17 protein-coding genes are annotated in these 21,397 nt (G+C 51.3%); 10 read left to right on the top strand and 7 right to left on the bottom strand.

Annotation, left to right across the window (positions count from 1 at the left end):
- Positions 1-65 precede the first annotated feature (65 nt).
- Genes ACPWMG_RS02980 through ACPWMG_RS02965 form a run of 4 tightly spaced genes read left to right on the top strand, consistent with a single transcriptional unit; the run spans position 66 to position 3,560 of the window.
- Entirely contained in the window at positions 66-869 is an 804-nt protein-coding gene (locus ACPWMG_RS02980; RefSeq protein WP_483303182.1) for an ABC transporter permease, read from the top strand.
- 2 nt (positions 870-871) lie between these two features.
- On the top strand, positions 872-1,600 hold the full coding sequence (locus tag ACPWMG_RS02975; protein WP_483303181.1) for an ABC transporter ATP-binding protein: 729 nt from the start codon (positions 872-874) through the stop codon (positions 1,598-1,600).
- Positions 1,597-2,634: a glycosyltransferase family 2 protein gene (locus tag ACPWMG_RS02970; protein ID WP_483303180.1), complete on the top strand. Its 1,038-nt coding sequence runs from the start codon at positions 1,597-1,599 to the stop codon at positions 2,632-2,634. Before ACPWMG_RS02975 ends, ACPWMG_RS02970 begins: the two co-directional genes overlap by 4 nt.
- On the top strand, positions 2,631-3,560 hold the full coding sequence (locus ACPWMG_RS02965) for a glycosyltransferase family 2 protein (RefSeq protein ID WP_483303179.1): 930 nt from the start codon (positions 2,631-2,633) through the stop codon (positions 3,558-3,560). The genes ACPWMG_RS02970 and ACPWMG_RS02965 overlap by 4 nt, the downstream gene beginning before the upstream one ends.
- Positions 3,561-3,607: 47 nt before the next feature.
- Here the strand turns inward: ACPWMG_RS02965 and ACPWMG_RS02960 are convergent, their stop codons facing one another.
- From ACPWMG_RS02960 to ACPWMG_RS02945, 4 genes are read right to left on the bottom strand one after another with little or no spacing between them, the layout of a single operon-like run.
- The gene (locus ACPWMG_RS02960) at positions 3,608-4,711 is read right to left on the bottom strand and encodes a glycosyltransferase family 4 protein (protein ID WP_483303178.1); all 1,104 of its coding nucleotides are present in this window, start codon (positions 4,709-4,711) and stop codon (positions 3,608-3,610) included.
- Entirely contained in the window at positions 4,708-5,913 is a 1,206-nt protein-coding gene (locus tag ACPWMG_RS02955) for a glycosyltransferase family 2 protein (protein ID WP_483303177.1), read from the bottom strand. Before ACPWMG_RS02955 ends, ACPWMG_RS02960 begins: the two co-directional genes overlap by 4 nt.
- Complete coding sequence (locus ACPWMG_RS02950) at positions 5,910-7,010, bottom strand: DegT/DnrJ/EryC1/StrS family aminotransferase (RefSeq protein ID WP_483303176.1); 1,101 nt, start codon at positions 7,008-7,010, stop codon at positions 5,910-5,912. Before ACPWMG_RS02950 ends, ACPWMG_RS02955 begins: the two co-directional genes overlap by 4 nt.
- 45 nt (positions 7,011-7,055) lie before the next feature.
- The gene (locus tag ACPWMG_RS02945; protein WP_483303175.1) at positions 7,056-7,775 is read right to left on the bottom strand and encodes a NeuD/PglB/VioB family sugar acetyltransferase; all 720 of its coding nucleotides are present in this window, start codon (positions 7,773-7,775) and stop codon (positions 7,056-7,058) included.
- 471 nt (positions 7,776-8,246) lie between these two features.
- On the opposite strand from ACPWMG_RS02945, the gene ACPWMG_RS02940 reads away from it, so the two are divergent.
- Both ACPWMG_RS02940 and ACPWMG_RS02935 read left to right on the top strand, forming a co-directional pair.
- Positions 8,247-9,851: a glycosyltransferase family 4 protein gene (locus ACPWMG_RS02940; protein WP_483303174.1), complete on the top strand. Its 1,605-nt coding sequence runs from the start codon at positions 8,247-8,249 to the stop codon at positions 9,849-9,851.
- Positions 9,848-11,077, top strand: coding sequence for a glycosyltransferase family protein (locus tag ACPWMG_RS02935; protein ID WP_483303173.1), 1,230 nt, complete (start codon positions 9,848-9,850; stop codon positions 11,075-11,077). The genes ACPWMG_RS02940 and ACPWMG_RS02935 overlap by 4 nt, the downstream gene beginning before the upstream one ends.
- 78 nt (positions 11,078-11,155) lie before the next feature.
- On the opposite strand, the gene ACPWMG_RS02930 is transcribed toward ACPWMG_RS02935, so the two are convergent.
- Entirely contained in the window at positions 11,156-13,252 is a 2,097-nt protein-coding gene (locus ACPWMG_RS02930) for a glycosyltransferase family 2 protein (protein ID WP_483303172.1), read from the bottom strand.
- Between the two features lie 268 nt (positions 13,253-13,520).
- Positions 13,521-14,069 (bottom strand): dTDP-4-dehydrorhamnose 3,5-epimerase, encoded by a 549-nt coding sequence (rfbC, locus tag ACPWMG_RS02925; protein ID WP_483303171.1) that lies wholly within the window; start codon positions 14,067-14,069, stop codon positions 13,521-13,523.
- A 261-nt stretch (positions 14,070-14,330) separates the two neighbouring features.
- Between rfbC and ACPWMG_RS02920 the strand changes: the two genes are divergently transcribed.
- Genes ACPWMG_RS02920 through ACPWMG_RS02905 form a run of 4 tightly spaced genes read left to right on the top strand, consistent with a single transcriptional unit; the run spans position 14,331 to position 17,998 of the window.
- Positions 14,331-14,690 (top strand): EamA family transporter, encoded by a 360-nt coding sequence (locus ACPWMG_RS02920; RefSeq protein WP_483303170.1) that lies wholly within the window; start codon positions 14,331-14,333, stop codon positions 14,688-14,690.
- A complete protein-coding gene (locus ACPWMG_RS02915; protein WP_483303169.1) occupies positions 14,662-16,371 on the top strand; it encodes a hypothetical protein in 1,710 nt (569 codons plus the stop codon). Before ACPWMG_RS02920 ends, ACPWMG_RS02915 begins: the two co-directional genes overlap by 29 nt.
- Positions 16,371-17,033: a methyltransferase domain-containing protein gene (locus ACPWMG_RS02910; protein ID WP_483303168.1), complete on the top strand. Its 663-nt coding sequence runs from the start codon at positions 16,371-16,373 to the stop codon at positions 17,031-17,033. The genes ACPWMG_RS02915 and ACPWMG_RS02910 overlap by 1 nt, the downstream gene beginning before the upstream one ends.
- On the top strand, positions 17,033-17,998 hold the full coding sequence (locus ACPWMG_RS02905; protein ID WP_483303167.1) for a glycosyltransferase: 966 nt from the start codon (positions 17,033-17,035) through the stop codon (positions 17,996-17,998). Before ACPWMG_RS02910 ends, ACPWMG_RS02905 begins: the two co-directional genes overlap by 1 nt.
- Before the next feature lie 23 nt (positions 17,999-18,021).
- On the opposite strand, the gene ACPWMG_RS02900 is transcribed toward ACPWMG_RS02905, so the two are convergent.
- A complete protein-coding gene (locus ACPWMG_RS02900) occupies positions 18,022-21,300 on the bottom strand; it encodes a glycosyltransferase (protein ID WP_483303166.1) in 3,279 nt (1,092 codons plus the stop codon).
- Positions 21,301-21,397 lie beyond the last annotated feature (97 nt).

The raw sequence follows: 21,397 nt of genomic DNA, 5'->3' as shown, positions 1-21,397 counted from the left end.
CCCACAGATTTTCGACAACTGAGCGTTTCACATAGCCCTTCCCTAGTGAAAGCAGGCGGCGTTCTATGAGCCAAGTCCACTCCAACCTCCACCGCAGCGCATGGGCCGACTGGTGGGAAGGCACCCGCCGCACGGACATTTGGTGGACGCTTGCCTGGTTTGATATCGTGCTGCGTTATCGCCGCTCCATGCTCGGACCGTTCTGGATCACACTCAGCATGGGTGCCATGATTGGCGGAATGGGACCGCTCTACAGTTCGCTGTTCGGTACAGAGCTAACCAAGTTCTTCCCACACTTGACACTGGGTCTCATTTTTTGGGGCTTCTTCTCCAGCGTGATCGCTGAGTCTTGCACTTCGTTCGTAAGTTCCGCCAACTACCTGAAGCAAGGCTATTTCCCCATCAACTTATTTGTATGGCGGAGCATGTCCCGTAACCTGATCCAGTTCTTGCATCAGATCGTGCTGTACATCCCTGTCGCGTTGTGGGCAGGCATTTCACTTGGCTGGTCGGCTCTGTTGTTCGTGCCCGCATTCCTGATCCTGCTGATCAATGCGCATGCCATTGGGCTGGCATTGGGCCTGGTTTGCACGCGTTTCCGAGACGTCACACAGATAGTCACCAGCGTGATGCAAATGCTCCTGTTTCTTACCCCTGTCTTTTGGCTGCCAGAGAGTCTCTCCGGTCGCTCCCAATACATCCTTTGGAACCCACTGGCACAGATGCTTGAATTGCTCAGACTTCCTTTGATGGGAGGGGTCGCCAGCACGCACAGCTGGATTGGCATCCTCATCTGGACTACTCTGAACCTCACAATTGCCTGCGTACTCTTCTCAAAATACCGTCGCCGCGTCGTCTATTGGCTCTGAACATGGCTCTCATCTCACTGAAAAACGCATCGGTCAACTTCCCGATTTACGGAGCGGGCTCTGCTTCGCTGAAGAAGACACTCGCCGCCTCGGTCACAGGTGGTCGTTTTGGCAAAGAAACCGGTGTGAACGTAGTCGAGGCCCTTGGCGGGATCAACCTTGAACTGAAAAATGGCGACCGACTGGGCCTGATTGGCCACAACGGGGCTGGCAAATCAACGCTGCTCCGCACACTGGCGGGAGTTTATGAACCCTCCTCAGGCGAGTTTGTGCGCGAGGGCTCAGTTGCAAGTCTGATCGATCCGTCTCTTGGCATAGAGGGTGACGCCACCGGAGTTGAGAACATCATGCTGCGTGGCTTGGTCATGGGCATGAGCAAGAAAGAGGTCGATGACCTGACGCCCGGCATCTGTGAATTCAGCGGGCTGGGTGAATACGTGAACATGCCGGTTCGGACGTACTCCACTGGCATGATGATGCGGCTGGCATTTGCGATCTCCACCAGCGTCAAAGCAGATATCCTGCTTATGGACGAATGGCTGTCGGTCGGTGACGCTGAGTTCACCGAAAAAGCAGAGAAACGGATGCGAGAAGTCGTTTCGAATTCGGGCATTCTGGTGTTGGCATCTCACTCACCAGATTTGATTCGTAAGGAATGCAACCGAGTCATTCACTTGGAGCACGGTCGCATCATCGATGCGTACGCAATCGAGCCGACGGACGCCGAATGAGCCAAGTGGGGCCAGGAGAGCACAGCGGCATTTCCACGCTTGGCGTTAACAAGCGGTTGTCCATTTCGGTCGCGCTTTGCACCTACCAAGGTGCACGCTATCTACCGGAACAGCTCGAAAGTCTATTGACGCAGAGCGTGACCCCAGACGAAATTGTGGCCTTCGACGATGTCTCGAAAGATGAGACGCTGGAACAATTGAAAGTCTTTGCAGACCGTGCTGCCGACCGTGGCATCAAGATGTCTGTCAGCAGCAATCCGGCCAACCTCGGCTACGTCAAAAATTTCACCCAAGCGTTGCTTGCGGCAAAGGGGGACCTCGTTTTTCTTTGTGATCAAGACGACGTATGGCATCCCAATAAGTTGCGCCGCTTTGCTGAAGAGTTTGAGCGGCGCCCCGATCTACTCATGTTACACAGCGATGCCGACCTGGTGGATGCAAGCGGTGCCAGCCTCAAACGGACAGTCTTCGAGGCATTTGAAGTCACCCGCAATGAGCTGGATGCAATTCACGGCGGCAAAGCCTTCCAAGTCTTGGTCAAAAGAAATGTGGCTACCGGTGCGACGATGGCAATCAGACGCAGCGTGATCGAGAACGGCTTCAACGTTCCGCCTGGCTGGATACACGATGAGTGGCTGGCCATGCTTGCAGCAACCCAAGGTCGTGTCGACTGCCTGGAAGAGTCGACGATCGACTACCGACAACATGACAAGAATCAAGTGGGCGCAAGGCCACGTGGCATCATGGAGCGCATCACTGGCGGCGCCGTCACGCGCACTGCGTTCATGGAACGTTTACTTCTTCGCACCCACTCATTGATGGACCAGGCTGCCGCTGGGAACATTCGTTTGTCAGCACCGGTGCAGCACATGTTGTCAGAACGGCTCAAACACGCCCAGTTTCGTGCCCACCTACCGCAGGGTATCGCGCCGCGCATCGTTGCCGTCTTGTGCGAGTATGCGAGCGGACGCTACACGCAATTCTCCAACGGCATAAAGTCTGTGTTGAGCGACATCTCGAAAATACGCGGATGAGCCCTGCCGCGCCCATTCCCGTCGAGTCGGACGTCTGCGCCGTCATCATTACCTATCGCCCCGAAGTCGACATGCTTCGAAAGGTGGTGGCAAGCGTTGAAAACCAGGTAGGTCGATTGCTGATTTTCGATAACGGCACCACCGATCCGAAACTCGCAACATACCTTTCTAAAACCGAATCTACCTCGGTGGTCGTGACCCGCTCCCCCTTGAACGTGGGACTGGCGGCTGCCATGAACCGTGCAGCCGACTATGCTCGCGACGCGGGGTTCGGCTACCTGTTGCTGCTGGACCAAGACAGTCAGCCAGATGTGGCCATGGTGCAGACTTTAAAAAATGCGCTGACCGCGTTAAGCCAAACAGAGTCCGTTGCGGCGGTCGGTCCGCAGTTCCGAGATCGACGCACCGGCTATATCGCACCGTTCGTGCGGGTGGGATTTCCCGTCAGCAAAAAACTCACAGGCGGCCCGGGGCGGCACGTCAAGTGCGATTTTTTAATATCCTCTGGCACGCTGCTTCCGCTGTCATCTATCGACCGCGTTGGCCCCATGGACGAAGGCTTGTTCATCGACAACGTGGATCTGGAGTGGTGTTTTCGCGCCTTGCATCGGGGAATGTCCCTCTATGGCATTTGCGATGCTCAAATGCAGCATAGCATTGGCGACGCAGTACGCCCGTCACGATTGGTCAGCGGAGGCATCAAGATCCACTCGCCCGTCAGGCTCTACTACATCATGCGCAACCGGGTGCTTCTGTATGGCCGAAAGGAGACGCCTGCCGTGTGGATCGCGCAGGACATTCCACGCCTATTGCTTAAATTTATCGGCACGGCGCTGTTTCTCTCACCCCGGGGCCAATATCTGCGAAGCATGATCCGGGGCCTACACGATGCATTGCGGCGCAAGACCGGCCCCATGAAGCCCTGATAGGAAGTCAACCGCCTCGCTTACAGGCTTTTGGTTGACTCTCCTCCCTACGCCGACGCTGACATAGAAACGACTTGATCGTTCCCAGCAGCCACATTTGTAAAAGCTGCTTCGTAGCGCGCAATCATTTTTTCACGACTGAAATTTTGCTCTGCGTGTGTGCGTGCAGCACGCTTCACGACTTCGAGCAGTTGCGGCGCCTCTTGCCACTCTGAAATCAAAGCATGGATGCGGTCGACATCGGTAGGCGGAATCAAAAAGCTGCTAATCCCATCTTGCACTTGCTCTGGAATACCCCCCACCGGAGCGGCGATCACAGGAACACCGCAAGCATTCGCTTCCATCAGGATCACAGGCCGGCCATCAAACTTCGAAGGCAGGATAAGGACATCAAGCTGGCGCAAAGCGTCACGTGAATGCGCTACAAACCCATGGAATGTGAGTCGCTCGGCAATATCGCTCTTTGCGGCACGCGCCTTGACCATGGCGGCATCGCCGCCTGCACCAAACATCTCAAAGTTTAGGGTTGCATTTTTGCGTCCCAGCCCTTCGGCCAACCCAATGAATCCCAGAGGGTTCTTCTCGTCCGACATGCGCCCAACATAGCCAATTTTGAGCCTTGGATCTGCAGTCCTATTACTTGGAGAAAACTCCGCTAAGTCGACGCCACTATAGACAACCTCGACCGAAGGACTAGGTTTACAAGATGAACGCTTAACGAACGCTCGCATGAAGTCACTCTCGACAATGACGGCGTCGATGCACCCCTCATACAAGAAGTGATTCAGCGTGTGGCCGAATTCGTTGTACAAGATGTCAGCGATCCGGACCTGCGGCAACCGCTCCTTCAAATATGGAAGCAAGTGATAAAGATCTGTTGCCCCCACCTGCAGGACCAGATCGATCTTTCGATCAACAACCAGATCATGGATCAAGCCGAGACGTTTGGCACCAACCATGGACGTCAAGTCAATCAAATCGCCAGTTGCCTCGAAGTCGGCCATCTGATCTGGCTCATAGATTGACGATGCATCGTCGCAAAACGCTACCGCAATCTGAACGCCGCGTGCTCTGAGGGCACGGAAAATATCGATAGACAAAGCCCCCTTCACCAAAAACGGAAGCAGTGCAAGAACGCGCGGAGCTGTCATTTCTTCATCTCTCTCATCAGACGCGCCCAAGCACGTCGGGGAATCGAACGCAAGCCCTGACTACGCGCCCGGGCCAGAGCATCCGCGAGCACCGCCGCGCGCGACCTGGACGCCAGCATCGCTTGATGCTGAGCGTCAAGCTCTTGATAACTGCGTTCCCACTTCTCGCTTTCGCTTCGAAAATAGTCTCTCGCTTCAATGAAAGCCTTGATGTCTTCGTGCAGCTTGACGTTTTGCTGATGGGCATCAGAAGTGGGGGCGACAAAAGGTAAGCAGCGTTGGCCAATGCCAGCCAGTTCAGGACTCACCTTGTCATCGGCAAGCAAGGCCACGAATTGAGGAAAGCCCTCAATCGCTGTCGATTGCATTAGTGTGCCGATCATGCGATGCGCCTGAGAAGGGTGCAACCGGCTAAGTGATGGGTGATTGCCCAACCAAGTGACCATACGCGTAATGGACGGAAACAACGACCGATCCTGCGCGAGCGGCACCAGATTGCGCTGCGTGGCGTAGCCCATCTCCAGCAAGGTTCCCGTTGGATCGGCATGTGTCACCCCACGCGAGTGCATACGCATGAATGTGAGGGGTTGGGGAATCACAGCAAAGCGACAACCCATCCGCAGCGCTCGAGTCCACAACTCGTAGTCCGGCGCGCGCACCATTGCAGGATCGTCCAATCCAACCCTGGCATGGGCTGACGCGCGCACCATGGTCGAAGAGCGACAGAGATAGTTAGTCCCGATCCAGGTATCGACGAGATTGAGGTCATACGGTTGATTAACATATCCCTCCAGTACTTCTGCCGAAGGGTGACGCACATCGTTCTCATCGTAGAAGGCGACGTAAGACCCGATGATGTCGAGCCTAGGATCAAGGCTTGCTGCTTGTAACTGAATCTCTGCCTTTTTTGGGTCGATCCAATCATCCGCATCCAAGTTAACCAACCACTCGCCCCGTGCTTCTTGCACCGCGCGGTTGTAGCTTGCGGCTCCGCCTATATTCTTCTCGTTCACGAAAAGCCTGATCCGCGGATCACTCATAGCCGACACGATGGCGACAGAATTGTCCGACGACCCATCGTCCACAACCACAATTTCAAAGTCCTGCACCGTCTGGTCCAGAATACTTTGTAGTGTCTTACCGATATACCGTTCGTAGTTGTATGAAAGAACGATATACGAAAGAAGTGGCCTCGTGCTCATTCGATGCAACGGGTGATACGGTCTAAGTCTGCGGCAGACAGACCATCATGGAACGGTAATCCAATAACACGTTTTGCGAGGATGTCAGTCGCAGACAGGTCTGCTCGAGGAACATCAGCAAAGGCAGGGTGCCGATGGCAGCCGAGGCCCCACCAACGGCGCCACTCAATCTTTGCATCGTCTAGCCGCCGCGTCGTGGCATCCGCTTTTTCTGCCGGAACAATGACGTTCAAAGTCATAGTGACCCAATCGGTCCCAACGCCGGGCTGAAGGTGCACATCCTTTCCTTTCAGCAGATTGGCATAAGCCAAGGTCAAAGCGCTCATTTCCTCAAGACGCTTCGGCAAGCCATCCAATCCGGCCAACCCAACGGCCGCTGCATATTCAGAGATCCGGTAGTTGCCGGCGCGCACCGAAGAGACTCGTTCAGCGGCAGCAAAACCAAAACCGGTCATGGCTTTGGCGCGGGCGATGAAATCGCTGTCGGAACAAAAGATTGCGCCCCCTTCACCAATACCCAAAGTCTTGGTTGCGTGCAAACTGACGCAGACGGGTTGCTTCCCAATGCCGGAGAGAGAAGTCACAGCAGCAGCAGCATCAAAGACAACAGGAATGCCGTAGCGCTCTTCGAAAGCCGCCCAACCTGCCAGATCAGGCGGTGCACCAAACGCACTGACGACCAACACCGATGCAACCGGACCTGGGACCGAGTTGAGTGCCGCAACGGCAATTTCGGGAGTAAGAGCCAAAGAGGTTGGGTCAGCTTCGAGCAAATATGGGGTCAACCCTGCATTGCAGACCGCATGCGCGCTGGCAATAAAAGTGAAAGCGGGCATCAAGCAGTAGCCACCAGGTTTTGAGCGCAACTTTAGGGCAAGCTCGATGGCTGTGGTGCCGTTCGACGTCAGTGCTGCATGACTCCCCCCCACCAACTCACCCAAGCGCTGCGCAAATTCGCCGCTAAGCGGGCCATAGTTGCTGTAGGTGCGCGAACGGTCAATACGTTCAAGGTAAGGAATGAGCTTGGCAGTCTCAGGCAGCCTCGGCAGCAGGACTCTAATGACTGCGGGCGATGTCTCGTTGGATTCGGTTGGCATGGCTGAAAGATTTGTGGTGGTTTTACAAAAGAAGGTCACGAGCGCTTAGCTTGAACGCTGGCTACCACTGTGACGAATGGTGCGAGCGGGAACACCAACGACTGTCGATCCGGGCTCTACATCGCGTATCACAACAGCGCCAGCCCCCACGGTAGACCAAGCGCCAATCACGACACCTGGAGCGACCGACACGCCTACCCCCAGGTTAGCGCCTTCGCGCACGGCAACGCGGCCCGCAAGGCTGCATGACGGGCCGAGATTGACAAAGTCTTCGAGGACACAGTCGTGGGCAATCGTGCAGCCAGGATTGATTAGCACATGAGCCCCAATGGCAACGTCCGTTGTGACATTGGCCGGACCGATGAGCATGGCCCCCTTCCCGATCGATACGCCAGGCCCAACGACCGCTGCGGGATGAAGAACTGTACAGAACTCTGTTTCGTTACCTAGTGACAAGGCCGCACGTTGACGTGCCTGACCATCACCCACAGCGAGGACAAACCGTGCGGTTCTAGCAAGAGACGCATCCAGCACAGCGGCGCGCACCCGCAAACCCCTGATTTCACCGTCCGAAAAGCCAGGGTCTACGACAAAGCCAGCCACATCGACCCCGCTGGATTGCAGGGCCGCCAAGACTTCTCGCCCAAGGCCGCCAGCCCCATAAATCAAAAGAGTCATCTGCAACGGTATGTTGAATCGGATCGTAATCGTGCGGAACCCAGTCAAAAACAGAGGCCAGTACACGATTTGGACGGCTAACGACATGCAGCCGACGCCAAATAATACTTACCGCCTCCCCATCGCACATGCAGACATGCAACCCGATCATTTATCAGCCCATTGAAAATCAACAGCTTGATCAAGCTGCAATGGGAAGGCAGCAAAGATTATAGATGTCCGGCTGACACAAAAGCGCCCGCACAACCGCGAGTCCACACAGTATCTGGGCGACTCATTTTGAATGTGTCTATCGCTTGAAATTCAAAGTCTTGCCGCATAAATCAACGCAAGAACCGCTGGGCATCATCGGAGCGATATCGAACAGATGCGCTACGCTACTCCACGCCGATTACCTGCATAGGGAAGCTTTGTAGCACCTTAGCACCAAGCCACGTCCCTTGTGCTTCACGCGGCAATTTCAACTGAAAAGATGGCGACCAGTGCATCAGACATGCGGTTGCAGCGCCACCACCAGTTCGCAAGCTCTGAAAAATAAAAGGGTCCGCAGCAAACAGTATGCCCCGTCTGCTTTCATCGACTGCAATGCCTGCCACAATAAGTAAGCATGCATTCGAAGATCGGCACATAAACGATGCGACCGCCCTTCGTACACATCGAAGTCACCACGAACTGCACTGGATCAAATTGAATAGCCTCAAAGACGCTCAAGCGCCGATCTACACCTATTGTGATCTCCTCATCATCGACGAGATGCTTCCATGTGCTTTTTCGCCTTTTCGAACGCTTGAGTACGCGCACTACCTGTCTTTTTTTGACTCTTCAATTTTGATGTCGACCGAGGGATGGCACGCCTGGGCATCCAACTTGAGTTTCGATCAACACCTTGAAAAAAGTGACTTCAGCTTAAAAATCAAATCAAAGATCAAGCGAATATCCGAGCTCCAGCAGACGGTTCCGGCATTGGCCTACATCACGTTTTTGCACAACGCTTTTCAAGCTTTCCCTATGCTTGAGAAACGGGGAATTCCCTTCATTCTCCAGCTATACCCCGGCGGCAGCTTTGAACTCAACAATGAACACAGCGATGAGAAACTACGGATTCTTTCGGCTTCACCACTATGCAGAAAAATCATTACCACGCAGCTCATTTCAAAAAGATACCTGATTGAAAAAATCGGGTGTGACCCCCAGAAAATTGAGTTCATTTACGGTGGTGTTTACAACACACGACACCATTTCGATTTCTCTCGCGACAAAAAACTCTTTGGGCAGCACAAAGACAGCATCGACATCTGCTTTGTAGCGCATCGTTATGGCGACGATGTCAAGAAAAAGGGCTACGACCAGTTTGTGGCGGTCGCTCAGGCGTTTGCCGATTCACATCCGCATGTGCGCTTCCATGTCGTCGGAGACTACACGCCGGACCAGTTGCCGCTTGGCTCAGCAGCAAAAAGCATCACTTTCCACGGCAGCCAACCCAACACATTCTTCAAAAATTTCTACCCGCAGATGGACATGATTCTCTCGGTGAACAGACCTGCTGCGGGGCTTGAAGGTGCCTTTGACGGATTTCCCACCGGCGCCTGTATGGAAGCAGGGTTCCATGGAGTGCTCAATCTGATCAGCGATCCTCTCGCGCTCAACGTTGCATTCACCGATGATGAGGACGTTGTACTTCTTGACGAAGACACAGAACGAACGATTGCAAGAATCGCTAAGCTGACTGCAGACCCCGAGCGCCTTTACAGAATGTCATACGCGAACTGGAAGAAGTTTCACGAGATCTTTGATACAGACAGACAACTGTGGGCCAGAACCCAAGTCATCACCACGCAACTGCTCGCGCGCGAAAAACTGATCATCCGCCCGACGGCGACGACCGACTTAGATGCCGCTCGATTCATCCACTTGCTGGCACTAAATGCCGGCCTCATGGCAGGCAAAGAGGATATAGAACGCCGACACGACAGTCTGCTACATGAGTACCACAAGCTTGCCGAGGGTGTGGAGGAATTGAGAGGCGTGGTCGCCGCCAAAGAAGCAGCACTTGTCGAACTCATGACCGTACCACTGCCACCACCCACCTTAGGCAGGCGCTTTCGAAATCGAGCCTCCCGCATCAAGCAGAAACTCTTACGGACCTTCGGTCAATCCAAATGAAACACGTTCTCAACGGATTCGACTCCGACCACTACGGCACCATTCTTCTCTCGGCCGAATCAGACAAGCACGACCAGAATCAAATGTTCGCCAACGAACTCGTCGCCGCCTTCGAAGCGCAGGGTGTAAAGATAAAGCAGATTGACCATGTCAAAAATATTCGTCAGCTCTCAGACAGCTACCTGGATCCGCGCTGTAAATTCTTCGTGAGCTTCAATGGTCACGGCTCTGAGCTCTCAGTTGTCACTCAAAAGCCGCACCTTACGTCGGCATTCGAGTACTACCGCAAGCCATTGATTGACCTCATGCGCGACTCTCCAGTTCATCATGAGATGACGCATCAGATCCACTCTGTCAGCACTCATCGCAATCTTATGCTGACGGATTACAATCATGTCTTCATCGCCCGGCTGCTAGGCATCAAGAACGTGCGGTATGTGCCCGGCATTACCTTCCCGCACGCCACCAGCGAGATTCCGAAAAAAACCTTCTCACATCGCTCAATTGACATTCTTCTACCGCTCGGCTCAACGGACTCCGAATCTGTGCGTCAGCGCTATGCCTACACATTCAGGCACAAGGACCGTATCTACAAAGAAGTTTTCGAATCAGTAGTGTCGCGAGCCGTAACTGACCTGCGGCTAAACCCGATGATCGAAACGATTCTTGCACTGCAGGATATCCACACTGCGGTGAACTTTGCTAGCGAAGACATCACTCGCCTCATTGCATCAACGATTGACTTTGTAAAACGAGAGCGTCGTCGAGAGCTATTGAACGCACTCAAACACCTGCCTGTAACGATCGTCACAGATCAAGATATCGGACGCGAGTTTCCAGGCTCTTCCTTTACTCGCCGGCCAAGCTGCTCGGCAAAGGAGCTCTTGCAGTCAATGGCCGACGCGAAGACCGTGGTCTGCCCTTTGCCGCATGAAGCAGGCTTTCGTGCAAGCGTCATGGGCGCGTTCAGCGCTGGATCATATGTGGTGGCGGCACCCAACGAGATGCTGGAAACGCACTTCGCCCAAGAAAGAGAGATGTTTATCTATCGTGATAGCCAGGAACTGACTGGCGTGATAGAGGCCATCTTGAGCGGGAATCACAACATCGAAGCCTTCTCAGCCGCAGGCTGCCTCAAAGCGGCAGAACGGTTTAACCCAGCTAACCTGGTGTCGTCGATCCTTACCACGCTGTCGCTCCAATCTGGGCAAGCATCGTGCGCCTGAGTACGCCAGTGCAAACCTATGCGCCCCCCTCCTGTCACTTAGCAAGCACCAACATCAAAACCTCGCGTTTTTACGAGCTCATGCGTCTCTTCTGCCTTGCGATTGCCTACCGATACGCCACATCCAACGGGCCGCCCCCAATCCGGCACGGAGCAGACCCGGCGCCGTTCTTTCGAGCCAACGGGAAATCTTCAAACTAGCAAACGCCACTTGATCATCGAACTCCCCGCGTGCACCAAATGCCCCATTGGTAAGTTTTCGCATCAGCGCGTCATATCCATCAGATCCCGCAACGCCAGCAGCCGGGGACGCCAATCCGATGAGCAAATGTCTTGATTTTTGCTTGACAGAATCAGGGGCACCTGACCGCAACATGTCACGATACTCCATCTGCATACGCAACTTGTCACGGGGCGCGTGCACCATGGAGCTAGGGCGCTTTCTGTAGTAGAAAAAAATGTCCGTTGTGACGATGCTGCGCACTCCTGCATCACACATCCGCATAAACAGCGACCAATCCTCGTAGCAACTCAGACTTTCGTCATACGGAAATCGATCCAGCACCGATTTCCGAAACAAAGCAGTTGCAGTTGAAAATCTATTTTCCAGAAGACCAGCCACAACTGCTTCGCCCGAAAACACCAAATAGTCGGAAAACTCAATCGACGCACCAGGGGAGCCCGACCCCTTACCGTCGTGAAAATAGCCGGCGGGCGTCACCACGATGTCGAACTCAAGGCTGTTTTCAAGCGCCGCTACGCCGACCGAGAGAAAGCTCGGATGGATTAAATCGTCTGCGTCAAGCGTCAACACATAACGCCCCATGGCATGACGCACCCCCACATTGCGAGCTCCCGCTAAACCAACGTTCGCTGCAAGACGAATCACCCTTAAGCGCTCACTCGGCTGGTTCGCGATGCCATTGACAATGCTGACGCTGTATTGATCCGTTGACGCGTCGTCGACAACCAAAATCTCAATATTTTTGTAGGTTTGCTCCAGCAGGTTGTCAAGCGTTGCCTGCAGGTAAGACCCTAGGTTGAAATGAGGCACCACGATCGAAACAAGCGGCTCATCCGCCAGGAACCGCCAAGCGCTCGACCTCACAGGCGCTACCGTCCATGGCCAAGGGGCGTCGGATAGCTGCACAGTTCGCAATGTGCTATTCCCCTGGAAGTTGCGCACCACCGTATGAGCCAATCCGCCGCTCGTTCCGTCGAACTTCAGACAATTGACGCCGTCTATCCACGGTGTATCTTTACCAAATGCCGGGTTGGTGGCGTTCAGGATCACCCGGGCGCCCAAAAGAGACGCTTCGCATACGGTCACACAGGAAGCATCAAAAGCAGACGAGAAAACAACTGTTGCGTTACTAAAGAGTGACTCGCGCTCCCGCTGGTCCAACCTCGACTTGAAGCTCATCCGATCGATCAAATCCAATGGGACCCACCGTCGTACCTGAGCAGCATAGACCTCATCCACCGACTCCCCGAGAAAAACCATGGGGCCTCTGTAGTGTGGCTCCGCACGCATAAACCCCACAATACCGCGCACGAAGAGATCGGGTCGATTGAGCCTCTGAGAATCTACCGTGAAAACGATCGGTTGCTCCAAAGAAGCAGGGATCGACACTTCTGTTGGGGCATGAAAATCCAGCAATACGGGAGGTGAGTGGCAGATGAGCCTTGGCGCCCATTCCTCATCGTTAAACCCAAACATCCTACGAGCGGCCTCACCCACTTCTCGGCACGACGCCACGATGGCATCGCAGTCTCGTAGACATTTACGCTCTAGGTCGCTGAGGTTAAGGTCCGCCATACCAATGCTTCGAGCCTCTGCATGCATTAGTGCGGTGTACGAGGCGCCCAAACGAACAGCAAAAACGGTTTCATGCAAGAAGCCTTGTAACCGATGCTCTTGCAACGCACAAAACGCGAGTGCCCCTCTATCGGCGAACTCGATGTACTCCAGCGAACACTCCTTCCCCAAATCAGCAAGGGCTCTGAACACGCAGGCCGATTTCCAATGAAACGGTGTATTTGAATAGGCTCGAGCGGGAGGATGTTGCGGTGAAACGGTACCTCCGTTCTCGTTCATCTGCGTGTCTACTCTTACCAACCGCACTTGGGGAAACGCGGCGGAGAAGGCGCCGACATCCACCAATGCGTCAATCAAGACTAGCGTCGTGCGTGCGCGATCGATGTCGCTCAACGAGCGCAACGTATCGCACAGGATCCTGCTGGGCTCTTCAGGGGAAAACGGGAATGCTTCCGTTGAGACAAAGACAAGGCGACGCATTTTCGTTTTTAGAGACGTTCAAAACCATTAATGCGCAAACGGAGGCTGTACGGCCGAATCAGCGGTCTACCCAAACCATCCGCGCAAGGTACACGACGCACACATAAGAGCAGATGAACTGCCTTAGGGGAACGGTGTGCCCAAATCAATCTTTAGCAATGCTGTCGGCGAGCGAAGGCGCGGCAGCATCCTTTGCCGACAGGGTAAGAGAAAGGCCCTCAATCGGCCAATCGATGCCAATGGCAGGATCATTCCATGCAATGCTGCGCTCATACGCAGGCGCGTAATAGTCCGTTGTTTTGTACAGGAAGTCAGCCATCTCGCTCAAAACCAAGAATCCATGTGCCAAGCCCGGAGGAACCCAAACCTGCCGATGGTTACTTTCGCTAAGCTCAACCCCCATCCACTTGCCAAACGTCGCTGAAGATGGGCGAATATCCACTACAACATCGAAGACTGCACCGCGGGTGACTCTCACTAGCTTACCCTGGGGCTGCTTGATTTGGTAATGCAACCCTCGCAAAACGCCTTTTGAGGAGCGCGAATGGTTGTCCTGCTTGAACTCCAACGTCGAGCCCGTCGCTTGACGGAAAGCAGACTCGTTGTAGCTCTCAAGAAAGAAGCCCCTGTCGTCACCGAAGACCTTAGGCTCCAAGATAAGAACGTCGGGAATAGTCGTTATAGAAATCTTCATACTTCGTTTTAAGGCACCAAAAATCCCCATCGGTAGATCATGGTGAGACATCGCCGATAGGAAATGAGCTCCACGTCCTTATGGCTCTGCACAAGGGTTCCACAAAACCAACATCCGACCCATAGATTTCGGCCCCTGAGATCTCTCACCATGAAGCTTCCGTGAATTACTCCGTAATAATGTAACCGCCCTCCGTATCGTCGATACGAGGAGTGCAACGCCCACGATCGGGGAAGCCAAGCATTTTTCTAAGGTTCTGTTTTGTCAAAAATATATTGGGCGCTTGTCATTCTAGGCGTCACCCTAAGTGCTCTTGGGAGCATCTTCTTAAAGGCTGGTGCAACCAAAATCTCGCACGACCAAGATATGTTCAAGGCGGCGCTGCAAGCCGCGTTGGAGTGGCGAATCTTAATGGGGGTTTTGCTATATATCATTCCAGTGGCTATTTGGATATTTTTATTAAAAAAACTAGATATTACATTTTTGCAGCCTCTCTTTTCCCTAGTTTATGTCATAACGCCAATTTTAGCGATGATATATCTTGGAGAATCTATTTCCACCTACAGATGGGTTGGAATTATTATTATTTTAGTTGGCATTTTTATTTCATCCAAGGGCTAGCATGCGAGAGGCAGCAATTCAAAAAATAGTCAAAACTCTGACTGCTCTTATTTTATTTTCATTTGCATTTTTAATATATGCCCAGGCTGACAAAAAATTCACACTAGATGAATTAGACTTTCCTATCGTAGCCAAAGCGACAAGTGAAACAGGTGTCCCCATTTACTATAGGGGTGAGGAAACACCGCGTCACCTTGGACTTTACCATCCACCACTCTACATATACGCGTTAGCGGCCCAAATAAAATTATTTGGATTTTCCGAAAACACGGTAAGAGCTTTCGGTATGGCATGCACCATGCTGACGGCATACTTAGCCCTCGGCATAATAAGGCTATTAGATGAAAAAGCCAAAAATCATTTACTTACCCCTATTTTTTTAGCATGCTATCTTCTCAATCCGTACACCATAGCCAACAGTACGCTTCCCGATATTGATTCAACAATATTGCCCCCGCTTATTACTCTTTTTATACTGTTTCTATTTGAAAACAAAAAACCATTTTTGCTTGGATTTATTTTCTCCCTATTACTATGGGCGAAGTTAACTACTCCGCTAGTACTTATCCCATTTTCAATCCTATACTGGAAATTTGACAACACCCCAGTCAAAAAAGTATTAATTCGAACATTTTTGGTCTTTGGTGGTGGCACCATTGCTTTTTTTTCGACCTATTGGATTTATTGCAAATTTCTAGGACTTCCGATTGACTATACATTTTCCTTTTTGATTCATTCATTTACAAAAGGAAGTGCATCTCCAGATTTTTCATCGCTGGTAGTTAAGATTTTTTCAAATTTCAGTCAAACAAAAAATTTACTCATAAGCATAGGCTTACCTTCTATTTTTCTATTCCTGATTGCGATTACTTTTATTTCCGCAAAAGGACTGCATTCGATACAAAAAAAGAAAATTATTTTCCTATTAAGCCTCTGCGTAACTGTTACGATCTTCTACTGCAGCCTCATCTCTCCGTTTGGTGGATTTTTCAAATACCCTTTTCCAGTATTTCAACTGGCCTGCATAGGTATTTCAATTTTTATTTTTAAATGCTCAGAGCAAATAGAAATCAAGAATTCAATAAAATTCATAGCGCTAGTCACAGCGATTTTTATTCTTACAGCTACTCAAGCGCTCAAATTTACAGAGTGGGCGACATTAAAAATAAAACAAGCCGAGCCAAGCACTTATCTCATTTTTTTTGCCATTTGCATTTTTTACGGCCTAATACTCACACTAAAGCATAAAAATCGAATTATAGAAGCACTCCCAAAATTGACCATAATTCTATTCATCAGTGCATTAGGAATTAATTTTGGGGTTGCACGCTATCAAGCCATTTCTGCATTCCCAACAAAATATAGCTACGGACAAATGGGCATGAATGAAACCATCGCCTATTTAAGAGCCAATTTAAAGAAAGATGAAATCATATGGAGCATGAAGGATATTGGTTTTTATGCTGGCAATCGATATATCGAGAACTATGATTTCTTCTATAACCCGGATCCAGACAAAAGAATACTGAGTGCCATCCACTCTGGAGTTCGCTTTTTTGTATCAACCCAGGGAATTGGCGAAGACAGAATTGATGTTTACACCAATGTTCGGGAGGCGTTAGAAGCCTGCTGTCGATTGGATAAAAATTTTGGCAATTTTTATATATACGTACCTAAATAATGTCCAGCTATTACACCACTAGATATACCCAAGACCCGGGAAGAACAAAGGTTTGGCGCGCAATCATTAACTATCTAGAGAAATACACGGGAAAATCGAGCGAGAACGTTATTGATATTGGATGTGGATATGGCGACTTTATCAATAATATCAACGCAAAAAATCGATACGCAATAGATTTAAATCCAGACGCAGCCGGATATCTTTCAGATGCGATTAAATTTTACTCAACAAAAGCAACCGATCTATCATGCATTGCAGATTCAAGTATTGATATTGCCTTTAGCAGCAATCTGCTTGAGCACCTCACGGATGATGAACTTGAAAAATCAATCAGTGAGTTTTGGAGAATTTTGAAGCCGGGTGGTTTATTCATCACAATGCAGCCCAATTTCTACTATGCATATAGAGAATATTTTGATGATTTTACTCATAAAAAAATATTTAGCCATGAATCACTGAAAGATTTTTTTCAAGCCAATAATTTTAAAATGCTGGCTATGGAGAAAAGATTTCTTCCATTTTCATTAAAATCCAGGCTACCGAAAACATATTCATTGACACGAATCTACCTTAGCTCCTTTTATCGTCCATTCGCAAAACAAATGCTAGGTGTTTTCAAAAAGGAAAACAACCTATCGATACCTCAAGGAGAAATATAATGAGACGAGAGCGACTGGCACTTTATGGCATCATGCTCGTTTTACTAGGGATTTTTTTGTATTCGATTGGCGTCTTAATGGCAATTCCCAGACGCCTCTTTTTTGACAACCCAAATACCCTTTTAGTTAACGAATGGCTTGTCTGGTATTCAGGGATTCCATTTTTGCTCGGCTGGGTATTTATATTTCTAGATCTTTTTATTTTTTATCCAATAAAAAGAAAAAATGGGTTCATCAAGCAGGAAGAAATCAGCACTCACAATTTGACCGTTGTCCTTACCGCATACAACGATGAAGCCAGCATAGGGCATGCTGTTAAAGACTTTTTGTCACATTCAGCTGTCAAACGGGTGGTTGTTATCAGCAATAACAGCAAAGACAATACGCTTGCCGTGGCGCAAGAAGCCGGTGCAATTGCATTTAATGAAATGCAACAGGGCTATGGATCATGTGTCCATAGAGCGCTAACAGAAGGTGTTCGGTTTGAGGACTCTGAAATTGTCATTCTCTGCGAAGGAGACATGACTTTCAGGGCATATGATATAGAAAAACTACTCGCTTATATCCCGCACGCAGATATTGTTACAGGAACGAGAACGGTTGAACAGTTACGTGCAAAAGAAACCCAACTCAGCACGTTTATGTTTTACGGTAATATTTTTGTAGGAAAGCTACTAGAGATTAAGCACTTAGGAAATGCAACCTTCAGCGATGTAGGAACAACTTATAAAGCGTGTCGGTCTGCAAAACTTCGAGAGCTTTTACCCAAGCTTGATTCGAAAATCAATCTTGAATTCAACCCTTATTTTCTTGATGTCGCATTGGACTCCGGACTTCGCATTCTGGAAGCGCCAATCTCATTTCATAAAAGAGTTGGTGTCAGCAAAGGCGGCAATATCGATAATTTTGTTGCATTTAAGCTGGGAATCCGAATGATCAAGGGTATCGCCTGGAGCTGGCATTGAGCGCTTAGCCCACAAATCGCATTTCAGTGCAGCCTGATCAAACTTGCCAATTGAGTCTCGTACTGTTCAAACATTGCATCAATATTGAAGCGCCGCTCGGCATGGTGCCGGGCGGCAAGCTTGAAGCGGGCAAGTTTTGCTCTATCGGTGACAAGCTCTTCAATCTTTAGGGCGAATTCATCGTAAGTACCAGGGGTACATAGATAGCCCTGCTTGCCGTCTTCTATAAGCTCTGGCAATGCACCGACTCGGGATGCGATCACTGCAGTGCCACTCGCTAGCGCCTCCATCACGATATTAGGTCGGCCATCCAGCAAAGAAGGTAAACACAAGATATCGCAGGCCTGTAGATACGGTTTGAGATCGGGTACAGAACCCTTTAGCAGAAATTGGCCTGGGTTGAAGGACGCAGCCGCGATCGCTTTTTTGAGCTCGGCCTCCATGTGGCCCGCGCCAGTCATCACGAATACGACGTTCTTCTTCACAGAGAGGCGCCGGGCAATTTCAACAAATCCCAGGGGATCTTTTTCCTCCGACCATCTCCCGAAGAATCCAACGACGACAGCCCCCGTCGGAATGTCACCAATAGAAGAGCGAACGTCGTCATTCCGGGGCGGTGTGTTCTTTGTCAAATCGACACCACTTTCAACCAAACTGATGCGGGCAGGCGTTTCACCAGCTTCGATCAGCCACTGTTTGACTTCTTCATTTTCGACAAAGACGCGATCAATGCTGTCAGCATATCTCCTATTGTTTGCCGTATGCCCAACCGTATTGAAGAGCAAGTCGGCAACCGCAAGGCGGGGGTAGCCAAGCCGCAAGCTAGGCAACTGCTCATAGACAAATGCGCTACCAATCACCCAAAGCAATTGCACATCTCGCGAGACAAGAATATGGTCAAGAAACTCTCGCCAATAGTCTGACTCCAGAAAACGCGGCAGGTGAAATATTTCCGAAGTTGCTGGCTCAAACCAAGACGTTGTATCACCATGCGCTTGATCTACAGCAACGGTCGTAACGATGATGACGCGCCAACCGTCTTTCGCCATTTGCCCAACCAAAGCGCTCAATAGACGTTCGGCCCCTCCCAGCACAAGAAATGGCAACGCCATCAACAGCGTGGGACCAGCATGCGGCGCTTGAGCTCCAATATGCTGAGACGCGGGGGACAACAAAAGAGGCCGTAAAGGCGGAAGCGAACTTTGCGCCCGAATAAGCGCCAGCGCCGAATCGGTCAACACATCGTCATTGAACCGAGAAACCAAGCGTTTTTGGACTTCGTTGCTCAGCACATCTGCGCTATTGCTCAAGGTTTCGCCATGGCTTCGGTAGTAGAAGAGCGGTTCCCGAATGCAGACGAACCTTGCGCCAAACGCCGCCAATCGAACCCAAAACAACCAATCCTCATGGATGTGACCAGTAGTTCGGTCAGAGTCTCGATAGCCGCCAGCCTTGAGCCAAAAGTCTCTGCTGTAAACCGCGCATGTCAGCGCGTTATTACCTTCAAGCAACATGTCCAAGGTCGGGCGCTCATGTGGCACCCAAACCTCGGTACGGTCTCCAAAGAATTGAAGTCCGGGCGACACAACGTCATAACCAGAGTGCTCCAACATGAAGACCGCTTTCTCGATATACGTCGGCGCAAAGCGGTCATCAGCGTCAAGGCAACTGATGTACTTGCCCCTGGCGTGACTGATACCAAAGTTTCGGTTGGCGCCAGCGCGATGGGGTTGCTCCTGCACCAGCACTCTGACTCGGGGTGACGCATTTGCAGCGGCGTCAAGCAAACGCTGTCGAGACTCGGCAGAAGTCGAGCCTCCTTCAACCACAATGATTTCAATATTGGAGAATGTTTGCGCCTCTACCGAACGGATAGCATCGGCCACAAGATGACCGTAGTTAAAACACGGAATGATGACACTGACCAAAGGCCGATCTAACGGCCAATCGGCCCCGCTGGGCTGGTCCACGAAATTTGGTGAAAAACACGCCCTCGGCAAGAGGGCGGCCTTAGACGCAACCTCATCAAACGCAATGCTGTCGGCCTGCGCCTTCGCGTTTGACAACACAGCACCGGCTTCTACAGACTTTCGGCGACGGAACTCCCGCAGGTGTACAAATATTGTGCCGCGCAGTGTCCACCAGACGAGCTTGGCCGTCTGCCGCAAACGTTTGGCAAGCTTGGGGTTTTGTTTTGCAAAACGGCGAATCACTCCCATCGCCCGCCACGCAGCACTTTGCTGAATGACTTGCACATGATGCTGTGCCTCCGCCACTCGAAGTTCACTGTCTCTGGTTCGCCCCATTTCAATCAAAAGCATGCTTCGCAACCGAGCGACCGCCGACTCCAAATCGGCAACGCGTTTGTTCGCGGACTCCAAAGAATTGCCCTCAGTTGCAAGTGATTCAAGCTTCCTGAGGTCGGTCTCGACACGGATCAAACGTTCACGCGCTGCCTCAAGCCGCCTCAGGTCGAACGACCATAACTGGGCGACTCGTGCCACCAGCGGAGAGTTGAACGCCTCAGCATCGAGACGCGACAGCGATAAAACCGATTCCTGGCTGGCTTGGCCGGCATGAATCAAATGCAAGTGAGTTGCGGCGTTGGCTTCTTCAACTGACGGAGTCTCAAAATCGTCAGCGCGCACCAACCGGTCCAATAGGGCTTTCGCGCGCGCGGCTTGACCCACATCTTTTGTGACAACTCCGACATACGTGGAAGCGTAGTCCTTGATGACGATCTCTGCCCCGCACAATTGCCCGCCGAGTTCTGTCTCGACGATCCATCGAAGGGAAGCTTCTGTCGGGTAGTAGATGTGCTCAAACGAGCCCTGCATCCAAGCCGCGTTGCTTTGGTCTGCTGACATGACCGGGACTTCAAACAACAGGAACCCATCGTGCGTCAACAAATCAATGGCAACTTGAAATCCGCCACGGAAATCGAGTAGGTGTTCAAACACGGCAATGGCCGTGACCACGCTGAACTCTGCCCGATGGTCTTCCACCAGTTGTGGAGCCAGCAAATCATTGCCAAGGATGTGGATACTCTTGTCCGCAGCCTGTTCTGCGGCCTTCGCATTAACTTCGATTCCATATTTTTCGAAATCACCAGAAAGCTTGTCCAGCAAGTAGCCGTCAGCGCATCCGATATCTAGAACCTTGCCGCGTTTGACAAGCAATTGCACCAGTGCAGCAGCCCAGCTCAAGCCGTGTTCGGCCATGAAGCTGTAGTCGTCGTAACCACGGCGCCCCCCCCCGAGGTAGTAGCCGTCGTGGTAATACGCTCTGGTGCTTTCAGGCAAGCTTGATATCCGCCCCAGACCACAGCGCGTGCACTGCAAAACGTCCACACCATCGTCACGTTTGGCTAGTGATTTGAAGTTAGTACCAGAACACGCG

It is taken from the genome of Hydrophilobacter chitinilyticus (assembly GCF_049860745.1).
Taxonomy (GTDB): domain Bacteria; phylum Pseudomonadota; class Gammaproteobacteria; order Burkholderiales; family Burkholderiaceae_C; genus Rhodoferax_B.
The sequence above is the reverse complement of the archived record's forward strand: the minus strand, read 5'-3'. Positions and strand labels throughout refer to the sequence as shown.

Excerpts from the sequence above, each read along its gene's own strand:
- ACPWMG_RS02980 (WP_483303182.1), top strand. The coding sequence starts at position 66 with ATGAGCCAAGTCCACTCCAACCTCCACCGCAGCGCATGGGCCGACTGG.
- ACPWMG_RS02975 (WP_483303181.1), top strand. The coding sequence starts at position 872 with ATGGCTCTCATCTCACTGAAAAACGCATCGGTCAACTTCCCGATTTAC.
- ACPWMG_RS02970 (WP_483303180.1), top strand. The coding sequence starts at position 1,597 with ATGAGCCAAGTGGGGCCAGGAGAGCACAGCGGCATTTCCACGCTTGGC.
- ACPWMG_RS02965 (WP_483303179.1), top strand. The coding sequence starts at position 2,631 with ATGAGCCCTGCCGCGCCCATTCCCGTCGAGTCGGACGTCTGCGCCGTC.
- ACPWMG_RS02960 (WP_483303178.1), bottom strand. The coding sequence starts at position 4,711 with ATGACAGCTCCGCGCGTTCTTGCACTGCTTCCGTTTTTGGTGAAGGGG.
- ACPWMG_RS02955 (WP_483303177.1), bottom strand. The coding sequence starts at position 5,913 with ATGAGCACGAGGCCACTTCTTTCGTATATCGTTCTTTCATACAACTAC.
- ACPWMG_RS02950 (WP_483303176.1), bottom strand. The coding sequence starts at position 7,010 with ATGCCAACCGAATCCAACGAGACATCGCCCGCAGTCATTAGAGTCCTG.
- ACPWMG_RS02945 (WP_483303175.1), bottom strand. The coding sequence starts at position 7,775 with ATGTCGTTAGCCGTCCAAATCGTGTACTGGCCTCTGTTTTTGACTGGG.
- ACPWMG_RS02940 (WP_483303174.1), top strand. The coding sequence starts at position 8,247 with ATGCCCCGTCTGCTTTCATCGACTGCAATGCCTGCCACAATAAGTAAG.
- ACPWMG_RS02935 (WP_483303173.1), top strand. The coding sequence starts at position 9,848 with ATGAAACACGTTCTCAACGGATTCGACTCCGACCACTACGGCACCATT.
- rfbC (WP_483303171.1), bottom strand. The coding sequence starts at position 14,069 with ATGAAGATTTCTATAACGACTATTCCCGACGTTCTTATCTTGGAGCCT.
- ACPWMG_RS02910 (WP_483303168.1), top strand. The coding sequence starts at position 16,371 with ATGTCCAGCTATTACACCACTAGATATACCCAAGACCCGGGAAGAACA.
- ACPWMG_RS02905 (WP_483303167.1), top strand. The coding sequence starts at position 17,033 with ATGAGACGAGAGCGACTGGCACTTTATGGCATCATGCTCGTTTTACTA.